This window comes from Janthinobacterium sp. PC23-8, assembly GCF_002250505.1.
GTDB lineage: Bacteria > Pseudomonadota > Gammaproteobacteria > Burkholderiales > Burkholderiaceae_D > Janthinobacterium.
The window spans coordinates 1,095,751-1,115,077 of the sequence record NZ_NJGY01000001.1; the positions used below are offsets into that span (position 1 = coordinate 1,095,751).

18 protein-coding genes and 1 tRNA gene are annotated in these 19,327 nt (G+C 64.4%); 12 read left to right on the top strand and 7 right to left on the bottom strand.

The window, feature by feature from the left end:
• Positions 1–72 precede the first annotated feature (72 nt).
• Complete coding sequence (locus CD932_RS04765; RefSeq protein ID WP_094441627.1) at positions 73–975, top strand: LysR family transcriptional regulator; 903 nt, start codon at positions 73–75, stop codon at positions 973–975.
• 15 nt (positions 976–990) lie between these two features.
• On the opposite strand, the gene mug is transcribed toward CD932_RS04765, so the two are convergent.
• A complete protein-coding gene (gene mug / locus CD932_RS04770) occupies positions 991–1,512 on the bottom strand; it encodes a G/U mismatch-specific DNA glycosylase (protein ID WP_254926460.1) in 522 nt (173 codons plus the stop codon).
• A gap of 179 nt (positions 1,513–1,691) precedes the next feature.
• Between mug and CD932_RS04775 the strand changes: the two genes are divergently transcribed.
• Both CD932_RS04775 and CD932_RS04780 read left to right on the top strand, forming a co-directional pair.
• Positions 1,692–2,159 carry a (2Fe-2S)-binding protein gene (locus tag CD932_RS04775; protein WP_094441629.1) on the top strand — a complete coding sequence of 156 codons (468 nt, stop codon included), beginning with the start codon at positions 1,692–1,694 and terminating at the stop codon, positions 2,157–2,159.
• Positions 2,156–4,459 (top strand): xanthine dehydrogenase family protein molybdopterin-binding subunit, encoded by a 2,304-nt coding sequence (locus CD932_RS04780; RefSeq protein WP_094441630.1) that lies wholly within the window; start codon positions 2,156–2,158, stop codon positions 4,457–4,459. Before CD932_RS04775 ends, CD932_RS04780 begins: the two co-directional genes overlap by 4 nt.
• On the opposite strand, the gene CD932_RS04785 is transcribed toward CD932_RS04780, so the two are convergent.
• A complete protein-coding gene (locus CD932_RS04785; protein WP_094441631.1) occupies positions 4,456–5,628 on the bottom strand; it encodes an MFS transporter in 1,173 nt (390 codons plus the stop codon). The genes CD932_RS04780 and CD932_RS04785 overlap by 4 nt on opposite strands.
• Positions 5,629–5,737: 109 nt before the next feature.
• Here CD932_RS04785 and CD932_RS04790 point away from each other — a divergent pair, with 109 nt between their 5' ends.
• On the top strand, positions 5,738–6,520 hold the full coding sequence (locus CD932_RS04790) for a helix-turn-helix transcriptional regulator (RefSeq protein WP_094441632.1): 783 nt from the start codon (positions 5,738–5,740) through the stop codon (positions 6,518–6,520).
• 64 nt (positions 6,521–6,584) lie between these two features.
• Here the strand turns inward: CD932_RS04790 and CD932_RS04795 are convergent.
• A tRNA-Met gene (locus tag CD932_RS04795) sits at positions 6,585–6,661 on the bottom strand.
• A 187-nt stretch (positions 6,662–6,848) separates the two neighbouring features.
• Here CD932_RS04795 and CD932_RS04800 point away from each other — a divergent pair.
• The 8 genes from CD932_RS04800 (at position 6,849) to CD932_RS28045 (ending at position 16,382) form a co-directional block, all read left to right on the top strand.
• Entirely contained in the window at positions 6,849–7,439 is a 591-nt protein-coding gene (locus tag CD932_RS04800; RefSeq protein ID WP_094441633.1) for an NUDIX hydrolase, read from the top strand.
• A 22-nt stretch (positions 7,440–7,461) separates the two neighbouring features.
• Complete coding sequence (gene aat / locus CD932_RS04805) at positions 7,462–8,178, top strand: leucyl/phenylalanyl-tRNA--protein transferase (protein ID WP_094441634.1); 717 nt, start codon at positions 7,462–7,464, stop codon at positions 8,176–8,178.
• A gap of 46 nt (positions 8,179–8,224) precedes the next feature.
• Positions 8,225–8,947 carry an arginyltransferase gene (locus CD932_RS04810; RefSeq protein ID WP_094441635.1) on the top strand — a complete coding sequence of 241 codons (723 nt, stop codon included), beginning with the start codon at positions 8,225–8,227 and terminating at the stop codon, positions 8,945–8,947.
• A 92-nt stretch (positions 8,948–9,039) separates the two neighbouring features.
• The gene (locus CD932_RS04815; protein WP_094441636.1) at positions 9,040–10,089 is read left to right on the top strand and encodes a quinone-dependent dihydroorotate dehydrogenase; all 1,050 of its coding nucleotides are present in this window, start codon (positions 9,040–9,042) and stop codon (positions 10,087–10,089) included.
• Positions 10,090–10,105: 16 nt separating this feature from the next.
• Positions 10,106–11,152, top strand: a complete 1,047-nt coding sequence (locus CD932_RS04820; protein WP_094441637.1) for an aldo/keto reductase — start codon at positions 10,106–10,108, stop codon at positions 11,150–11,152.
• A gap of 245 nt (positions 11,153–11,397) precedes the next feature.
• The gene (locus CD932_RS04825) at positions 11,398–13,809 is read left to right on the top strand and encodes a TonB-dependent siderophore receptor (protein ID WP_094441638.1); all 2,412 of its coding nucleotides are present in this window, start codon (positions 11,398–11,400) and stop codon (positions 13,807–13,809) included.
• A gap of 462 nt (positions 13,810–14,271) precedes the next feature.
• Entirely contained in the window at positions 14,272–15,639 is a 1,368-nt protein-coding gene (gene ltrA, locus CD932_RS04835; protein ID WP_094441639.1) for a group II intron reverse transcriptase/maturase, read from the top strand.
• A gap of 248 nt (positions 15,640–15,887) precedes the next feature.
• Positions 15,888–16,382: a hypothetical protein gene (locus CD932_RS28045; RefSeq protein WP_141213182.1), complete on the top strand. Its 495-nt coding sequence runs from the start codon at positions 15,888–15,890 to the stop codon at positions 16,380–16,382.
• Positions 16,383–16,534: 152 nt separating this feature from the next.
• Here CD932_RS28045 and CD932_RS29250 read toward each other — a convergent pair whose 3' ends face one another.
• From CD932_RS29250 to CD932_RS04855, 4 genes are all read right to left on the bottom strand, one after another.
• Positions 16,535–16,657 carry a hypothetical protein gene (locus CD932_RS29250; RefSeq protein WP_254926461.1) on the bottom strand — a complete coding sequence of 41 codons (123 nt, stop codon included), beginning with the start codon at positions 16,655–16,657 and terminating at the stop codon, positions 16,535–16,537.
• A 336-nt stretch (positions 16,658–16,993) separates the two neighbouring features.
• A complete protein-coding gene (locus CD932_RS29255; RefSeq protein WP_254926462.1) occupies positions 16,994–17,236 on the bottom strand; it encodes an aldo/keto reductase in 243 nt (80 codons plus the stop codon).
• Positions 17,237–17,313: 77 nt separating this feature from the next.
• The gene (locus CD932_RS04850) at positions 17,314–18,246 is read right to left on the bottom strand and encodes a CysB family HTH-type transcriptional regulator (protein ID WP_094441641.1); all 933 of its coding nucleotides are present in this window, start codon (positions 18,244–18,246) and stop codon (positions 17,314–17,316) included.
• A 10-nt stretch (positions 18,247–18,256) separates the two neighbouring features.
• Positions 18,257–19,327: a sulfate/molybdate ABC transporter ATP-binding protein gene (locus CD932_RS04855; protein ID WP_094441642.1), complete on the bottom strand. Its 1,071-nt coding sequence runs from the start codon at positions 19,325–19,327 to the stop codon at positions 18,257–18,259.

The window sequence follows — 19,327 nt, forward strand, 5'->3', positions numbered from 1 at the left end:
GCACCCAGGAAGAAAATCCCCTAGCATCAGGAAACATTATTCCAATATTTGACAGGATCGCGAGGCACCCGCATGGACAGGCTGGACTCGATGGCGGTATTGCTGGCGGTGGTGGATGCGGGCAGCCTGTCGGCGGCCGCGCGCCAGCTGGGCATGCCGCTGGCCACCGTCAGCCGCAAGGTGGCGGCGCTGGAAGCGCACCTGAAAACACGGCTGCTGCACCGCACGACGCGCCACTTGGCGCTGACGGAGGCCGGCAGCGCCTATGTGGCCTCCTGCCGCCGCATTCTCGACGAGATCGGCGAAGCGGAGCGCACGGCGACGGGCGAATACGCCACGCCCAAGGGCGAACTGACGGTCACCGCGCCAATGATGTTCGGACGCCTGCACATCGTGCCGGTGGTGGCCGAATTTCTGGCGTGGTATCCGGAGATCGAAATCAATCTGGTGCTGACCGATCGCGTCATGCACCTGATGGATGAACATATCGACGTGGCGGTGCGGATCGGCGAGCTGCCCGACAGCACCCTGATGGCCACTGGCGTCGGCAAGGTGCGGCGGGTGGTGTGCGCCAGCCCCGGCTATCTGGCCAGGCATGGTGTGCCCGTCACGCCGGCCGACCTGGCCGCACATGACTGCATCAGCTTCGAAGTGCTCGAATCGCGGCGCGCCTGGCTGTTCGGCATGGCCAGGGCGGCGCAGGCCGTGCCCGTGCATTCCAGGCTGGCCGTCAATACGGTGGACGCGGCGATCGCCGCCGCCATCCTGGGCGTGGGCCTGGTCAGGGTGTTGTCGTATCAGGTGATGGACGCCTTGCGCGACGATGCGCTGCGCATCGTGCTCGAGCCGTTCGAGGCCAGCCCCTTGCCCGTCAGCCTGGTGCACAAGGGGCAGGCACCGCTGCCGCTGAAACTGCGCGCGTTTCTCGATTTCGTCGCGCCGCGCCTGCGTGAGCGCCAGCTCAGTATCGACTGATGCATCCGTTGAACGTCAGGCCAGCGCGCGCCTGAGTTCCGTATATGCCTGCACCAGCTGCTGCTTCGTGTAGCCGCGATTGAGTCCGCTGGGGTTGGGCAATATCCACACGCGCGCGCCGCCGAAGCGCCCGGCCTGTTCGCCCCACTCGAGCTGGCGCTTGCCCGTCATCGCGGCAAAGGCGGCCTTGCCCAGGAAGGCCACCCATTGCGGCTGCAGCAACGCCAGCTTGTGCGACAGGCCCGCCGCCGCTTGCGCAAATTCTTCCTGGCCGACCTGGTCCGCCCGCTGTGTCGGCCGCCCGACCGCCGCAGTCAGGCCCAGCCCGAACGCCAGCACGCTGGCGTCGTCCTGCGGCGCCAGCAGGTGCGGCGTGAAGCCGGCCAGGTGCAGCACCGGCCAAAAACGATTGCCGCGGCCAAGAAAATGGTGACCTGCCGCCGCCGCATCCGCGCCCGGATTCAGACCACAAAAAACCACCTGCAAACCGGGGCCGAGGATATCGGGCAGGCCTTGCGCCATCGTGCTCTCTGTCATGGGAAACTCCGTATGCCGGGAGCCCCAGTATAGAAGAAACGAGGGCGGACGTTGAACCTGGCTGCCGGCGCCTCGCCTGCAGCACTCGGCCGCCGATGCTACCATCTAGTCCTGACGAGCTAATCCCCATGACGGATGGCCGACACGTTTTCCCGTACCACCCACTTCCGAGGAATCACATGACTACCCTGACCATCAATGGCAAGCGGCACGATATCGCCCTGCCCGAAGACACGCCGCTGCTGTGGACCCTGCGCGACGAACTGGGCATGACCGGCACCAAATTCGGCTGCGGCATGGCCCTGTGCGGCGCCTGCACCGTACACCTTGATGGCGAGGCGGTGCGTTCGTGCGTGACGCCGATCTCGGCCGCCGCCGGCAAGCACATCACCACCATCGAAGCGGTCGCTGAAGACCCGCTCGGGCTGGCACTGCAACAGGCCTGGCAGGACCATGGCGTGCCGCAATGCGGCTACTGCCAGGCCGGGCAGATCATGTCGGCCACGGCGCTGCTGCACAAGACACCGAAGCCCAGCGACCAGCAGATACGCGAGGCGATGAACGGCAATATCTGCCGCTGCGGCACCTACACACGCATCCATGCGGCCATCAGGCAGGCCGCCGGCATGAGCGGAGTGTCGCAATGAGCGCCCCTGACCAACTGATCGCTTCCAGCGCGCGCCGCAACTGGCTCAAGGCCGCCGGCGCGCTGGCCGGTTTCAGCCTGATCGCCGGCCCGTCCGGCCTGGTGATGGCGGCCGACGCCGTCAAGTACGGTGGCGAGAACATGGCCGGCGGCGTGGTCGACGACGCCCTGGTATTCCTGTCCATCGGCTTTGATGGCATCGTCACGATCATGTCGCACCGCTCGGAAATGGGCCAGGGCATCCGCACCAGCCTGCCGATGGTGGCGGCCGACGAACTGGGTGCCGACTGGGCCCACGTCAGGGTGCAGCAGGCGCCCGCCGACGAAGCGCGCTACGGCAGTCAGGACACGGACGGCTCGCGCAGCATGCGCCACTCGTTTCGCGCCATGCGCCACGTGGGCGCCACCGCGCGCCTGATGCTGGAAACGGCGGCGGCGGCGCGCTGGAACGTACCCGTCGCGCAAGTGAAAGCGGCCGACCACCAGGTGGTGCATGCGGCCAGCGGACGCACGCTGGGCTTCGGTGCACTGGCCGAAGCTGCGGCCAGGCTGCCGGTGCCGCCGCGCGCCAGCATCTCGCTCAAGCGCGCCGACGAGTTGCGCTACATAGGAACGGATAACAAGCGCGGCATCGACCTGCACGATATCGTCACCGGCAACACCCACTACGGCATCGATACCCGTCTGGAGGGCATGCGCTACGCCGTGATCGCCCGTCCACCCGTGTTTGGCGGCAAACTGAAAAGCGTCGACAAGACGGCGGCCCTGAAGGTACCGGGCGTGCTGCGCATCGTCGAACTGGCGGGCAGCGCGCCGCCGGCCATGTTCAATCCGCTGGGCGGCGTGGCCGTCATTGCCAGCAATACCTGGGCCGCCATCAAGGGCCGCGAAGCGCTGGTGCTGGAATGGGAAGACGGCGCCAACGGCGCCTATGATTCCAGGGCCTTCCGCACCACCCTGGAAGCGGCCGTGCGCCAGAGCGCCAAGCCGGCGCGCGACCAGGGCAAGACGGTCGAAACGCTGGCCGCCGCACCGGCCAGGCGCAAGCTGAGCGCCGAATATTATCTGCCGCACCTGGCCCACGCCACCATGGAGCCGCCAGCGGCCACCGTGCGCGTGGTGAACGGCAAGGCCGAAGTGTGGGCCTGCGTGCAGGCGCCGCAAGCGACGCGCAGCAATGTGGCGAAAGCCCTGGGACTGGCCTTCGAGGACGTCACCGTGCACGTGACCCTGCTCGGCGGCGGCTTCGGGCGCAAGTCGAAACCCGACTTCGCGGTCGAAGCGGCGCTGCTGTCGCAAGCCATGGACGGCAAGCCCGTCAAACTGACCTGGACCCGCGACGACGACCTGCAGCACGACTACCTGCACACGGTCTCGGTCGAACGCCTGGAAGCCTCGCTCGACGCGAAAGGCATGCCAACCGCCTGGCTGCATCGCACGGCCGCGCCCACCATCGCCTCGACCTTTGCCGCCGGCGCCAACAGGCAGGCGCCGTTCGAGCTGGCCATGTCGGCGATCAATGTGCCGTTTGCGATTGCGAATATCCGCGTCGAAGTGCCGGAAGTGCCGGCCCATACGCGCATCGGCTGGTTTCGCTCGGTGTCGAATATTCCGCACGCGTTCGCGATCCAGTCATTCACGGCCGAGCTGGCGCATGCGGCGAAAAAAGATCACCGCGACTATCTGCTGGAACTGTTGGGTCCGGCGCGCAAGGTCGCCCCAAAAGAGCTGTCCGACGGCTGGAATTACGGCGAAGACCCGGCGAAATATCCGGTCGATATAGGCCGCATGCGCCATGTGATCGAACTGGCCACAGCCAAGGCGGGCTGGGGCCGCAAGCTGCCCAGGGGACGCGGGCTTGGTTTGGCCGTGTCCTACAGTTTCGTCACCTATGTGGCGGCCGTGATCGAGGTGGAAATCAACGCGGCCGGCGAAGTGCTGATCCCGCGCGTCGATATCGCCATGGACTGCGGCCCGCAGATCAACCCGGACCGCGTGCGCTCGCAGATCGAAGGCGCCTGCATCATGGGCCTCTCGCTGGCGATGAGCGGTGAAATCAGCTTCAAGAACGGCAGGGTCGAGCAGAGCAATTTTCACGACTATAGCGTGCTGCGCGCCGCCGACGCCCCGCGCGTGATCCACACGCACCTGGTGCCGGGCACGCTGGACATGGAACTCGGTGGCGTGGGCGAACCGGCCACCCCGCCGATCGCACCGGCGCTGTGCAACGCCATCTTTGCCGCCACGGGCAAGCGCATCCGCGCGCTGCCGGTGGGAATGCAGCTGGCGAAGCAGGGCTAAGCGCGCCGCAGGTTCCGTCGCTGCAGCAGCGCGGCGGCACTCGCCACCGCCGCGCTGCTTGCGGCCAGCATCCACATTGGCCAGTCCAGCAGCAACAGCAAGCCACCGGCGGCGGCGCCAATCGCGCTGCCCAGGTAAAGCGCCGATTCATTGAGGGCGATGGCCAGGTTGACGTCGCCCTGCTTTGCCCGCACGGCCAGCAGGCGCTGGTTCTGCGGCACCTGCAGCGCCCATCCGGCCGCCCCCCACAGTACGATCGGCAACAGTGCCAGGTAATGATGCCAGGCGCCCGCCAGCGGCAACGCCGCCAGTGACAATGCCAGCAACAGCAAGATCATCAGGGTCAGGCGCGGCGCGGCCATGCGGTCGGCCAGCGGCCCGACCAGCACGCTGCCCACCACCCCACCCACGCCCCAGGCCCACAGGAACGGCGCCACCGCTGCGCCGCCCGGCGCCACCAATAGCGCGATAAAGGTGTACATGCCCAGGCTGGCAATCGCCGCCAGCAAGGAAACGGCCAATATCGTCAGCACCTGGCCATCGGCCAGCAGGGCCAGTTTGCGGCACAGCGGCATTGCCGGCGCCGCCGGCAGCGCGGGCAACTTCCAGCACAAGCCCGCCAGCGCCAGCGCGCCGAGCAGCGCCACCAGCCACAGGGCCGAGGCCCAGCCCAGCTGCTGCGCCAGCAACAAGCTCAAGGGGACGCCCAGTACCGTGCCGCCGGCCATGCCGCCCATGATCATGCTGATGGCCTTGCCCTGCTGGCCAGGCGTCGACACAGCCGCCGAGGCTGCGATGCCCAGCGCCAGGTAGACACCGGAAGCGATGCCGGCGACAGCCCGCAACAGCATCAGGCTGGCAAAATCGCCCGCCAGCGCGCTGGCGCCATTGGCTGCCACGAACACGGCCAGGGCCAGCAGCAGGCCGGCGCGCTGGCGCCGGGCCGGCAGCAAGGCCACCGCCAAGGGCGAGCCGAGGCCGTACCCCAGCGTGAAGGCCGTGACCAGCTGCGCGGCCAGCGCCAGCGATACGGCAAAGGCGGGCGCGATCAGCGGTATCAGTCCGGCCGTCACATACGACGCCATGCCCAGCGCAAAGGCGCCCACGGCGATCAGGCAGACGGCCGGCGGCAGCCGGGTCGTTAAAGCGGGACAGGTGTGATCAAGCATGAGCCAGCCTTCAAAGGAAAGCAGCCATTCTGAAATACAATATAAACAATTACAATTTAACTGTTTATGCTATTACTGGTAGCAACAGCCTTGCCAACAGAGGAAACCCATGCGCAGCTTGCAACGCACCCGCCACGAACTGGCCGCCTATCTGCAGGCGCGCCGGGCCAGCTTGTCGCCCGGCGAGGTGGGCTTGCCCAGCGCAGGGCGGCGCAGGACGCCAGGCTTGCGGCGCGAGGAAGTGGCTGCCCTGGCCGGCGTGGGCCTGACCTGGTACACCTGGCTGGAACAGGGCCGCGATATCGGCGTGTCCGCCGCCTTTCTCGACAATCTGGCGCGGGTATTGAAACTCGATGCGGGCGAGCGGCGCCATCTGTTCTTGCTGGCCCATGCGCGTCCGCCTGCGGAAGAAGGCAAGACCTGGTGCGTCGTGCCGCCGCCCGTGCGCCGCCTGATGCACGACTTGCCGCATGCGGCCTTCGTGCTCAACCTGCGCTGGGATGTGCTGGCGTTTAATGACAAAGCCGATACCTTGTTCGGCCTGGCGGCACATGCGCCGTCGCGGCGCAACCTGCTGTGGCTGTTGTTTACCGATCCCCTGCTGCGTGAACGTTTTGATGGCTGGGAAACACAGGCGCCGCGCCTGCTGGCCAGCTTTCGCCGCGACTATGCGCGCGCCACGCAGGAGGCCGACATTCACGCGCTGGTGGCGGAACTGGAACAGGTGTCGCCCGAATTCAAGCTGTGGTGGCGCCGCCATGATGTTCATGCGCCCGGTGACGGCGTGCGCAGCCTGGTCATCGATGGCGAGCGCATCGCATATGAACACAGTTCGCTGACCATCGACGCGGACCGCCATTTGCGGCTGGTGGTGCATGCGCGCCAGTTGTAGCGGCAAGCGCGTCCCACAACGAAAAAACCGCTGACCCTCTTGCGAGGAATCAGCGGCTTCGAATTGGTTGCGGGGACAGGATTTGAACCTGTGACCTTCGGGTTATGAGCCCGACGAGCTGCCAGACTGCTCCACCCCGCACAAGAATTATAAGCGCAAACGCGAGGTTTAGGCAATAACTATCTCAGGATTGACAGCAATAGAGCCATTCAATAGAAAATCCCGGCGCAGGCCCGATCCGCCCGGCACGCCACGGCGCACACAATCGGTGTACAGTAAGCGTTACACTAATCATCGCACCTCTGCCATCTTGACCTTAAGCCAGCCCATGAAATTCTGCTCCGAATGCGCCCATCCCGTCAGCCTGTCGATACCGGAGGGCGACAACCGTCCGCGCCATGTCTGCCCCAATTGCGACACCATCCATTACCAGAACCCGAAGATGGTGGTCGGCTCGATACCGGTGTGGGAGCACGATGGCCAGTTGCAGGTACTGCTGTGCAAGCGCGCCATCGAGCCCCGTTACGGCTACTGGACCCTGCCGGCCGGCTTCATGGAAAACGACGAGACCACGTCGGACGCGGCCGAGCGCGAAACGGTGGAGGAAGCGGGCGCGCATATCGAACTGGGCAAGCTGTTTTCGCTATTGAACGTGCAGCGCGTGCACCAGGTGCACCTGTTTTATCTGGCGCGCCTGCGCGACCTCGATTTTGCGCCCGGCATCGAAAGCCTGGAAGTGCAGCTGTTTGCGGAAAGCGAGATCCCCTGGGACGACCTGGCCTTTCCCACCGTGCGCACCACGCTGGAACTGTTCTTTGCCGACCGCGTGAAGATCCGCGAAGGCGGCAGCTACGGCTTTCATACGGGCGACATCAACCGCCCGATGGCCATGCCCGCCGACGCAGTCCCTCAACCTTGAGCGCCCTGACCGCCTTGACTGCATGATCCCCTGGCTCGATCTCCATACCCCGTTTCCCGATGTGTCGCGCGCGCTGACGGGCGAAGCGCCTGGCCTCCTGGCGGCCGGCGCCGACCTGTCGCCGCGCCGCCTGCTCGAGGCCTACCGGCACGGCATCTTCCCCTGGTTTTCCGAAGGCCAGCCGATACTCTGGTGGAGCACCGATCCGCGCATGGTGCTGATGACCGACAATTTCAAATTGTCCGACAGCCTGCAAAAAGCCATCCGCAAGGTCGAGCGCAGCGCCGCCACCGACGGGCGCTGGCAGCTGCGCTTTGACGGCGACTTCGAGGGCGTGATGCGCGCCTGCGCCGCGCCGCGCAAGGATGGCCCCGGCACCTGGATTTCGGACGAGATCATCGACGGCTATACGGGCCTGCACAAGCTCGGTTATGCGCACTCGTCGGAATTGTGGCGCGATGGCGAACTGGTGGGCGGCGCCTATGGCGTGTCGATCGGCCGCATGTTTTATGGCGAGTCGATGTTCGCGCGCGTGACGGACGGCTCGAAAATCGCGCTGGCGCAACTGGTGCGTTTTTTGAAGGAACGCGGCGTGGCCATGATCGACTGCCAGCAGGAGACGCGCCACCTGGCTTCGCTGGGGGCGGCGCCGATTTCGCGCGCGCGCTTCCTGGCCCATCTGCGCGGCGCGATTGAAGAAGCGCAAATCACCGACTGGCACACTGCGGCCAAGGGGTAGCTATGCTATCGTTGCAAGCAACACCGCTGCCGCATACTGGACCGCCATGACGCACCTGAACGAATTACCGTTTGCCACCCTGCAGTTCTACACGACGGCGCCCTACCCCTGCAGCTACCTGGAACAGCGCCAGGCGCGCTCGCAGGTGGCCACGCCCTCGCACCTGATCAACAGCGACGTGTATTCGGAACTGGTGCGCAACGGCTTCCGGCGCAGCGGCATCTTTACCTATCGCCCGTATTGCGACGGCTGCCAGGCCTGCATCCCGGTGCGGGTGGCGGTGCAGGATTTTAGCGCCAGCCGCAACCAGCGCCGCGCCTGGAGCCGCCATGCGCAGCTGCAGGCGGGCGTGGCCACCCTGTCCTTCCTCGACGAGCACTACGAGCTGTACCTGCGCTACCAGAGCACGCGCCACGCCGGCGGCGGCATGGACCAGGACAGCCGCGACCAGTACGCCCAGTTCCTGCTGCAAAGCCGGGTCAACACGCGCCTGGTCGAGTTCCGCGACCCCGACGGCACGCTGCGCATGGTCAGCATCATCGACGTGCTGGCCGACGGGCTGTCATCGGTCTACACTTTTTTTGATCCGGACGTGCCGGGCGCCTCCTACGGCACCTACAACGTGCTGTGGCAGATCGCCCAGGCGCGCGAGCTGGGGCTGCCGTATGTGTATCTCGGCTACTGGATCGCGCAGAGCCCGAAGATGGCCTATAAAATCAATTTCAAGCCGCTCGAGGCGCGCATCAAGGGGCAGTGGGTGGTGATGTAAACCCAACGGTGGCCGCCTGGAACACGGTAAAATACGCCACCCGACAGTACCCATGACCGCATCACGCCCCGCGCACCATCCTTGAAAAACCCATGTCCAAAAAACTCCTGTACTCCCTCGCCCGCCCGCTGCTGTTTTCCATGGATGCCGAAGCGGCCCACCATTTCACCCTGCCAGCCCTGAAACGCGCCAGCGCGCTGGGCCTGACGAAACTGGCCGGCAAGCCGGCGGCGGACCCGCGCACGGTGATGGGCATTACCTTCCCCAATCCGGTCGGCCTGGCCGCCGGCCTGGACAAGGACGGCGCGTATATCGATGCGCTGGCCGACATGGGCTTTGGCTCGATCGAAGTGGGTACCGTCACGCCGCGCGCCCAGGCCGGCAACCCCAAACCGCGCATGTTCCGCCTGCCGCAGGCGCAGGGCATCATCAACCGCATGGGGTTCAATAACGGCGGCGTCGACGCCTTTGTCGCCAATGTGCAGGCCTCGAAGTTTTACCAGAACCGCGCCGGCGTGCTGGGCCTGAACATCGGCAAGAACGCCGACACGCCGATCGAAAAGGCGGCCGACGACTACCTGCTGTGCCTGGAAAAAGTCTATCCGTATGCCAGCTATGTGACGGTCAATATCTCGTCGCCGAACACCAAGAACTTGCGCCAGCTGCAGGGCGCCTCGGAACTCGACGCCCTGCTGTCGCAACTGAAACAGGCGCAGGCGCGCCTGGCCGACCAGCACCAGCGCTACGTGCCGCTGGCCCTGAAAATCGCCCCGGACATGGACGGCGAACAGGTGAAAAGCATCGCCGCATCGCTGACGCGCCACGGCATCGACGGCGTGATCGCCACCAATACCACGCTCTCGCGCAGCGCTGTCGAAGGCATGGAGCATGGCGCGGAAGCAGGCGGCCTGTCGGGCGCGCCCGTGTTCGAACTGTCGAACACGGTGATACGCCTGTTGAAAGCGGAACTGGGCAATGCGCTGCCGATCATCGGCGTGGGCGGCATCATGCGGGGCCAGGACGCGGTAGCGAAGTTCGAGGCGGGCGCGCAGCTGGTACAGCTGTACAGCGGCCTGATTTACGCCGGCCCGGCGCTGGTCGGCGACTGCGCGCGCGCGCTGCGCGGCAAACAAGCGCGCTAAGAAAACAGGAGAGACCATGGAGACAATCACACTCGGTTCAAGCAGCCTGCAGGTCAGCAAGATCTGCCTGGGCACCATGACCTTCGGCGAGCAGAACAGCGAAGCGGAAGCCCACAGCCAGCTCGACTACGCGCTCGAGCGCGGCATCAATTTCATCGACACGGCCGAGATGTACCCGGTGATGGCCAGTGCCGAGACGCAGGGCAGCACCGAGCGCCATATCGGCAACTGGCTGAAAAAAAGCGGCAAGCGCGGCCAGATCGTGCTGGCCAGCAAAGTCGCCGGGCCGAACAGCAGCATGCGCTGGATACGCGGCGGCAAGAACAATCTCGACGCCGTGAATATCCGCGCCGCCGTCGAAGACAGCCTGCGCCGTTTGCAAACCGGGCATATCGACCTGTACCAGTTGCACTGGCCCAGCCGCAATCTGCCCATCTTTGGCGCCAACAGCTTCAACCCGCAGCACGAACGCGAGGCGGTCGCCATCGAAGAGACGCTGGCGATTCTGGGCAAGCTGGTCGACGAAGGCAAGATCGGCCATATCGGCGTGTCGAACGAGTCGTCGTGGGGCGTGTGCGAATATATCAAGCAAGCCGAACTGAAAGGCCTGCCACGCATCGCCTCGATCCAGAACCTGTACAACCTGACGGCGCGCCAGTTCGAAACGAGCTTGCTCGACGAAACCTGCCACCGCGAGAACGTGGGCCTGTTGGCCTACAGCCCGCTGGCGTTCGGCCAGCTGACGGCGAAATACCTGGACGACCCGCAAGCACGCGGACGCCTGACGATTTTCCCGTCCGGCTGGAGCCCGCGCTATGTCCGCCCGGCCACGATAGAGGCGGCGCGCCAGTACGCGGCGCTGGCGCGCGAGCACGGCCTGACGCCAACGCAGCTGGCGCTGGCATGGTGCTATTCGCGCTGGTTTATCGCTTCCACCATTATCGGCGCGACCAGCCTGGAACAGTTGCAGCACAATATCGACGCCTATCAGATCACGCTGACGCCGGAAGTGGTCAAGGCGGTCGACGCCATCCACGCCACGCTGACCAACCCTGGCCAGTAAGCAGTCGTTTTTATACAACAAGCCGCAAGGCGCCGCAGTGCACCATTGCGGCGTTGCCCCGCCCCGCCGTATGCTGACAGCAAGGCAATATGCACTACTCCCGCAAATTTCCCGCGCATTATCCGTTTATCGCATAACGATACGCCGAAGCATTCGTAAGCGGGCCTGGCCCGCACTGTTACTCTTGTTTATCGCAGAACCCCACGTGTTCGCGCACACCGTTACCCTAACTGAAGAGACCGTCGATGAGTTCCCCACAAGCCCCTAGCGCCGTCCGCGCCCTCCCCGTCAAGACCGTCATTGCCGCCAGCCTGGTGGCCTGCTTCAGCCTGCCGATGACCGCACAAGCCCAGCAGGAACTGCCGGCCGAAGGCGAACTGCAATCGGTCGTCGTCACCGGCACCTTTGCCAAGAACCGCCGCACCATCGATTCCGAGTCGCCGATCGACATCCTGACCTCGCGCGAGCTGCAAAGCACGGGTTCGGGCGAACTGGCCACCGTATTGAGCCGCTTGCTGCCGTCGCTGAACTTCGCCCGCGCCACCGGCGCCGACGCCAGCGACGCCGTGCGTCCGGCCCAGCTGCGCGGCCTGTCGCCGGACCAGACGCTGGTGCTGGTCAACGGCAAGCGCCGCTATACCTCGGCCGTGGTCAACGTCAACGGTTCGCTGGGCCGCGGCTCGGCGCCGGTCGACCTGAACGCCATTCCCCTGGCCGCCATTGACCACGTGGAAGTGCTGCGCGATGGCGCTGCGGCCCAATATGGTTCGGATGCGATCGCCGGCGTGATCAACATCATCCTGAAAAAAGGCGCGGCCGGTGGCGACGTGGAAGTGGGCTATGGCCAGACCCAGGAACACGACGGCAAGCAAAAGTCCATCAAGGGTTCGGCCGGCTTTGCGCTCGGCGAAAACGGCTGGCTGCGCCTGTCGGCCGAAGTGGCCGACCGCGATCCGACCAACCGCGCCGGCGCCGACTTGCGTAACCCCCTGGAACCGCGCTACGGCAAGGTCAACCAGCGCTACGGCGACGCCGAAAGCCAGCCGGCCACCGTCTTTTTCAACAGCGAATACCATCTCGACGACAATCTCGACTGGTACGCCTTCGGCAACTACGGCAAGCGCGACACCTCGGCCGCCGCTACCTGGCGCACGGCATTGAACGGCACGGCGCTGCGCACCCCGGTCTATCCTGAAGGCTTCTTGCCGCTGCAAAACAGCACCCTGACCGACCAGTCCCTGGTGACCGGCCTGCGCGGCGAAGCGGCCGGCTGGCGCTGGGACGCCAGCCTGAACTACGGCAGCAACAAGTTCGAGCTGGACCTGGACAACACCATCAACCTGTCGATCGGCGCGCTGGGCGTCAACAGCCCCACGCATTTCTACGCCGGTTCGCTGAAAAACGAACAGACCGTGTTCAACCTCGACGCCGCCCGCGAATTTGCCGTACCGGTCTTGACGGGGCCGCTGACGGTGGCCGTCGGTTTTGAAGCGCGCCGTGAAAAATACAGCATCGGCGCCGGCGACGAAGCGTCTTACTCGGGCAGCGGCGCGCAGGGCTTTGCCGGTTTTCGTCCGGCCAACGCCGGCAGCCACTCGCGCCACAATGAATCGCTCTATGTGAACCTGGAAGCGGAAGTGACGAGGAAGCTGTCGGGCGGCGTGGCCCTGCGCCATGAACGCTACAGCGATTTCGGCGGCACCACCTCGGCCAAGGGCTCGGCCCGTTACGCCTTTACCGATGCGCTGTCGCTGCGCGGCACGGCCTCGAGCGGCTTTCGCGCGCCATCGCTGGCGCAGCAGTACTACACCATCACCACCACCAACTTCCAGGTCGTCAACGGCACCAATACGCCGATCGAAACGGGCACCTTCGCCGTCAATACGCCGCAGGCGCGCGCCCTCGGTGCGCAGGACCTGAAGCCCGAAAAAGCCCGCAACTACAGCCTGGGCCTGCAGTTCCAGCCGAACCGCAACTTCACCACCTCGATCGACGCCTACCGCATCGACATCGATAACCGCATCCTGTTCTCGGCCAACCTGGCGCTGAACAGCGCGCTGCAGGCCCAGCTGGCGGCGCAGGGCACGGCCGTCGGCGCCGCGCGCTACTTCACCAATGCGGTCGACACGCGCACCGAAGGCGTGGACATCGTCAGCACCTACCGCATCGAGCTGCAGGAAAAAGACCGCCTGGACTTCACCGTGGCCTACAACCACAACAAGAGCTCGGTACAAAGAATCGCCGACAATCCGGCCATCCTGACGGCCAACAAGCTGCTGCTGATCGACCGCCAGACAATCGCGCGCGCCACCGTCGCCTCGCCGAAAGACAAGTTCAGCCTGGTGGCCGACTATGGCTTCGGTGCCTGGAACGCGCACGGCGTGGTCACGCGCTACGGCAGCTTTACCGTGCCGCAAAACACGGCCGCGCTGGACCAGACCTACGATCCGCAATGGGTGCTGGACCTGTCGGGCAGCGTCAAGCTGGACAAGAACTGGCGCCTGGTGGCCGGCATCGACAACGTCACCAACCGCTACCCGGCGCAAGTGACCAGCGCCGGCAACCTGAACGTGGCCGGCACCCAGCCCTACAGCATCTTCGCGCCGAACGGCTTCAATGGCCGCTATTACTATGCGAAGGCTGGTTACAGCTGGTAAGCAACGGGCTGGCCACGCAGGGCAAGCAACCCGGCCATGTGCCGGGTTTTTTCTTGTGCGTCCAGCATGGACGCACTCTTGTGGGTGCAAGTCCCGCCGTGAGCTGACCACAGCGAACGAAGTGAAGCGCAACTGCGGAAGGGGTGACGGATGCCAATGGCAACCGGAACGACCGTGGAGAGGAAGCGTGGAGCGAATCTGCGAGCCGATGGACAAGAATCGGATAGAAGGCGGTGCCGGTCAGGGCGAGCGGGCGAGAAACCGCGAAGCTCCTGTGGTCAAAGGCCCGGCGCCGTAAATCCGGCGGTTGTGCAGAGAAGGAGTGCGTTCTTACCTGGAGAGATCTCGCCTCGTGCCTGAAAGGGCGACGGTGGAAGCCGGAGCGAGAAGTCAGCAGAGGCCATAGTAGCCTGAATTTTTTTTTTGAGGCGAAGGGCCGAACGAGAAGGAGCGTCAAACACCATGTCGATGGGGAAGGCATTGCATCAGATGTCCGCGTCAGCGGAGCGGTGTGCGACAGGCGATGGTGAAGCCATCGTTGAAGCACGCAGCGATGAAGCTCGTCCCACGCGACATGGCACCGTGGGCGCAGGGCCAAACCTGCTTGCGCAGGTGCTGGCGAGAGAGAACATGCAACGCGCGTGGAAACGCGTGAAGGCGAACAAGGGTGCAGCAGGCGTGGACGGTCTGGACATCGCCGCGACCGGCCGCTATCTGGTAACCGCATTGCCGACCATCCGAGATCAAGTGATGGCAGGCACGTACCGGCCCAGTCCGGTGCGTCGCGTCGGCATTCCCAAGCCCGATGGCAGCGAACGTGAACTGGGGATACCCACCGTGGTCGACCGGCTGATTCAACAGGCCGTCCTGCAAGTGTTGCAACCGCTGCTCGACCCCACTTTTAGTGAGCACAGCCATGGCTTTCGTCCGGGGCGTCGCGCACGCGACGCCGTGCTCGCCGCACAGCAGTATGTGCAGCAAGGCTACCGGGTGGTGGTCGATGTCGATCTGGAGAAGTTCTTCGATCGCGTCAACCACGACGTGCTGATCGACCGGTTCCAGAAGCGCATTGATGACCCCGGCATGATCCGGCTGATCCGGGCATTTCTGAACGCCGGCATCATGCACAACGGCGTGGTGGCCGAGCGCGAACGGGGCACGCCGCAAGGCGGGCCGCTGTCACCGCTGTTGGCCAATGTGTTGCTCGACGAGGTGGATCGGGAGCTTGAACGCCGGGGGCATCGCTTTGCCCGCTATGCTGATGACTGCAATATTTATGTACGCAGCCGGAAAGCTGGCGAGCGGGTGATGGCTCTGCTCAAGCGTTTATACGACAAGCTGCGCCTGACAATCAATGCGTCGAAAAGCGCGGTGGCCAGTGCGTTTGGCCGCAAGTTTCTGGGGTACAGCCTGTGGGCAACCCCGAAAGGCGAGATCAAGCGCGCGGTATCGTATAAGGCGCAGGCAACGTTCAAGCAGCGTGTACGGGAACTGACCCGGCGCACCTGTGGGCGCAGCATGACCGAGCTGATCGAACCGCTGCGGCGCTATATGCTGGGCTGGAAAGCCTACTTTGGATTGGCGCAGACACCGCGAGTCTGGCGCAGGCTGGATGAATGGCTGCGCCACCGACTGAGGGCGATTCAGCTCAAGCATTGGAAACGTGGCAAGACGATGTATCGGGAATTGCTGGCCTTGGGGGCGTCGGCAAAGGTGGCGCGACTGGTGGCGGCGAACAGCCGTCGCTGGTGGCACCACAGTCGTCTGGCGCTGAACAAGGTGCTGACGATTGCCTACTTTGACCGTCTTGGCGTGCCTCGCCTCTCATAACCTCAACTACTCGAACCGCCCGGTGCGGACCCGCATGCCCGGTGGTGTGGCAGGGGACCGGCTAGTTACTACTGGCCGCCCCTATGCCGATGTCTTGCCACCGCTTCATGCGCAAAAGCAAATAACAACCATACTGTGAAAAATGGTTACTTTTTGGGCGATAAAAAAATGCTACGCTCCTTGCTGTCGGAATGATAATAATTATATTGCCGTGACGACTCCCCCTTCATGCCACCAAGGAGAACTTCATGATCAAGTTGACGATAGCCGCCACTGTCACGCTGTTGCTGTGTGGTTGTGCATCCACTACCGGAACATTTTTCAACAGGCCCGTGGTCGAGGACAGCCTTGACAAGAGGCCGGGCGTCTTGTCGCTCTCTGCCGACCGCCGCACGGTGCTCTTTGTTGACCCTCCCTCAGCCGGAGTGCCAGGCGTGAAATTCTGCGCGGAACCGCCGCCGGATACCGCCAACGGCATCGCCGCCGCATTGAACGGCAGCATCGAATCGACGGGCAAGGGAAAAATCGCCGTCGATGACAAATTCACGACCACCGTGACGGTGCTGGCGGCCCGGACCGCATCACTCGATGCTTACCGTACAGGCGTATATGCACTTTGCCAATATCATCTGAACGGCGCCGTCAGCAGCGCCGAAGTGTCGGCCCTGTTCAAGCATCTGACCGACGCCTTCGTACAAGTCCAGTTGGCAGAGCAAAAAACAAAGGATGGGGCCAGCAAATAAGCATGAACCAACCAGCGCCCGCCGCCTAGCGTTCGTCATTGATGTCGGGCAGCCCCCCCCCCCTGCCGATGGTCGCCATCGAGCAACGCCAGCGTTGCCAAACCATCGGCGTCGAGGGCGAAATCGAACACCGCCAGGTTTTGCCGCATACGCTAGGGATTTTGCGATTTCGGAATCGCTGCGAGGCCGTGCTGCACATGCCAGCGCAATAAAATCTGCGCGGCCGACCGGCCGTGTTTCTGCGCGATCTGCGCTACGCCGGCGTCGTTGAGCATCTCGCCGCGTCCCAGCGGACTCCACCAGGACTGGATCACGATGCCCTGGCGCGCAGCGCCGCTTGCGTGAAGTCCGGTTGCAGCTCGATCTGGTTGACGGCCCGCAGCATGCGGGTTTCCATCAACAGTCGGTTGATATGGGGCGGCTGGAAATTTGATACGCCAATCGAACGGATGCGCCCTTGCTAGCGCAGGCGGATAAAGGCGCGCCAGCTATCGACATACAGGTCGCGCATGGGCAGCGGCCAGTGGATCAGATACAGGTCGAGGTCATCGGTTTCCAGCGCCGCCAGAGTGGCGTCAAACGCGCGCAGGGTGCTGCTAAAGCCGTGTTCGCTACTGCGGCAACTTGCTGGTCAGCTGAACCTCGGCACACGCCACGCCGCTGGCGGCAATGCCGTGCCCGACGCCGGCCCCGTTGCCGTAGCGCGCCGCCGTGTCAATCAAGCGATAGCAGCAAGCCAGCGCCGCCTGTACTGCCGTTTGCGCTTGCGCGTCGTCCAGCGGCCAGGTGCCAAAGCCGATCTGCGCCAGGCGCTGGCCATCGTTGAGGGTCAATTGGGCAATGTCAGCCGTCATGCCTGTCCTTTTGGTGAGAAGGAAAAGTTCATGATAGCGGCAGAAAGCCATGCCTGCTTTCAGCCGTGCAGCACTATTTACAGCGCTTCCTCGCCGCCCATGGCGCGGTCGATATCGGCGCGCGTCAGGTCCGGCGCCAGTTGCAGGATGAATTCATACGCATACGCGCGCAGATAGGCGCCGCGGCGCACGGCCAGGCGGGTGGTGTTGGTGGCGAACAGGTGCGACGCTTCCACCGCGCGCAAGCCCTGGTCGCGGCCATGGTCGAAGGCCATCGAGGCGACGATGCCCACGCCCATGCCCAGCGCCACGTATTGCTTGATGACGTCAGAATCCATGGCGGTGAGGATGATGTCGGTGGCCACGCCGGCCCTGGCAAACGCGTCGTCGATATGGCCGCGCCCGGTAAAACCCTTGTCGTAGGTGATCAACGGGTATTTCGCCAGCTCTTCCAGGCGGATCGGCGAATGCCCGAGCAGCGGGTGGCCGTCCGGCACCACGATCAGATGGCTCCAGCGGTAGCATGGAAACGACACCAGGTCGGGGAACTGGCTCAGGCCCTCGGTGGCGATGCCGATATCGGTCTTGCCCGACAAGACCCATTCGGCGATATGCTCGGGCGCGCTTTGCTGCAGCGCGATGCGCACCTCGGGAAACGCCGCGCGAAAACCCTGCACCACTTTCGGCAGCGCATAGCGGGCCTGGGTGTGGGTGGCGGCCACCGACAGGGTGCCGCTGGTCTGGCCGCTGTATTCCAGGCTGGCCTGCTGCAGGTTTTCCGCTTCGATCAACAGGCGGTCGACGATTTTCAAAATGCCCTTGCCCGGCTCCGTCAGGCCCGTCAGGCGCTTGCCGTTGCGCTCGAAAATGACCACGCCCAGCTCGTCTTCGAGTTCGCGGATCTGCCGGCTCACGCCAGGCTGCGAGGTGAACAGGGCGTTCGCCACTTCCGTCAGGTTATAACCGCGGCGCGCTGCCTCGCGGATCGAGCGCAATTGTTGAAAGTTCATGGCATTCCCATCAAGTTCGTGTCGGTTCGACAAATACGTGCAGGCGTTTCGGACGCACGACCAGGGTTTCGCCTTCTTTCAGTTGCAGATGGCGGTACCGCTCGTTCGACATGACCGCTTCGATCAGTTCGCTGTTATCGACGCGCTGCAAGTCCAGCTGGGCCAGCGGGCCGATCGCATGGGCGCGGCTCAGTTTCACCACGATGCCGTCGGCGCCCGGCGTATAGCGGTCGATTTCCAGGTCGTGCGGGCGTACATAGGCAGTGCCCTTGCTGTCGCTCACGCCAACGTAGTCAGGCACCTCGAAACTGGCGTCGCCGGTGGCCATCACGCCGTCATGCACGCGGCCATGGAACAGGTTGACGTTGCCGAGAAAGCCGTAGACGAACGGCGAGGCCGGATGGTTGTAGACCTGCTCTGGCGAGCCCAGCTGTTCGACGGTGCCCTTGTTCATCAGCACCACCTGGTCGGCCACTTCCAGCGCTTCTTCCTGGTCGTGCGTGACGAAAATGCTGGTCACATGCAGGTCGTCATGCAGGCGGCGCAACCAGCGGCGCAATTCCTTGCGCACCTTGGCGTCCAGCGCGCCAAACGGTTCGTCGAGCAGCAGCACGCGCGGTTCGACCGCCAGTGCGCGGGCCAGCGCGATGCGCTGGCGCTGGCCGCCCGACAATTGCGGCGGATAGCGGTCGGCCAGCCAGTCGAGCTGCACCAGTTCCAGCAGCTCCTTGACCTTGCGGCGGATCTGGTCTTCGGACGGGCGCTCGCTGCGCGACTTCACGCGCAAACCAAAGGCTACGTTTTCAAACACCGTCATGTGCTTGAACAGCGCATAGTGCTGGAACACGAAGCCGACCTGGCGCTCGCGCACATGGCGGTGCGAGGCGTCTTCGGCGTCGAGCAGCACCTGGCCGCTGTCCGGGTGCTCGAGGCCGGCAATAATGCGCAGCAAGGTGGTCTTGCCGCAGCCGGACGGGCCCAGCAGCGCAGTCAGTTCGCCGGCGGGAAAATCGAGCGAGATATTGTCGAGGGCGACGAAATCGCCGAAACGCTTGTTGATGTTTTTAACTGCGATGGTCAT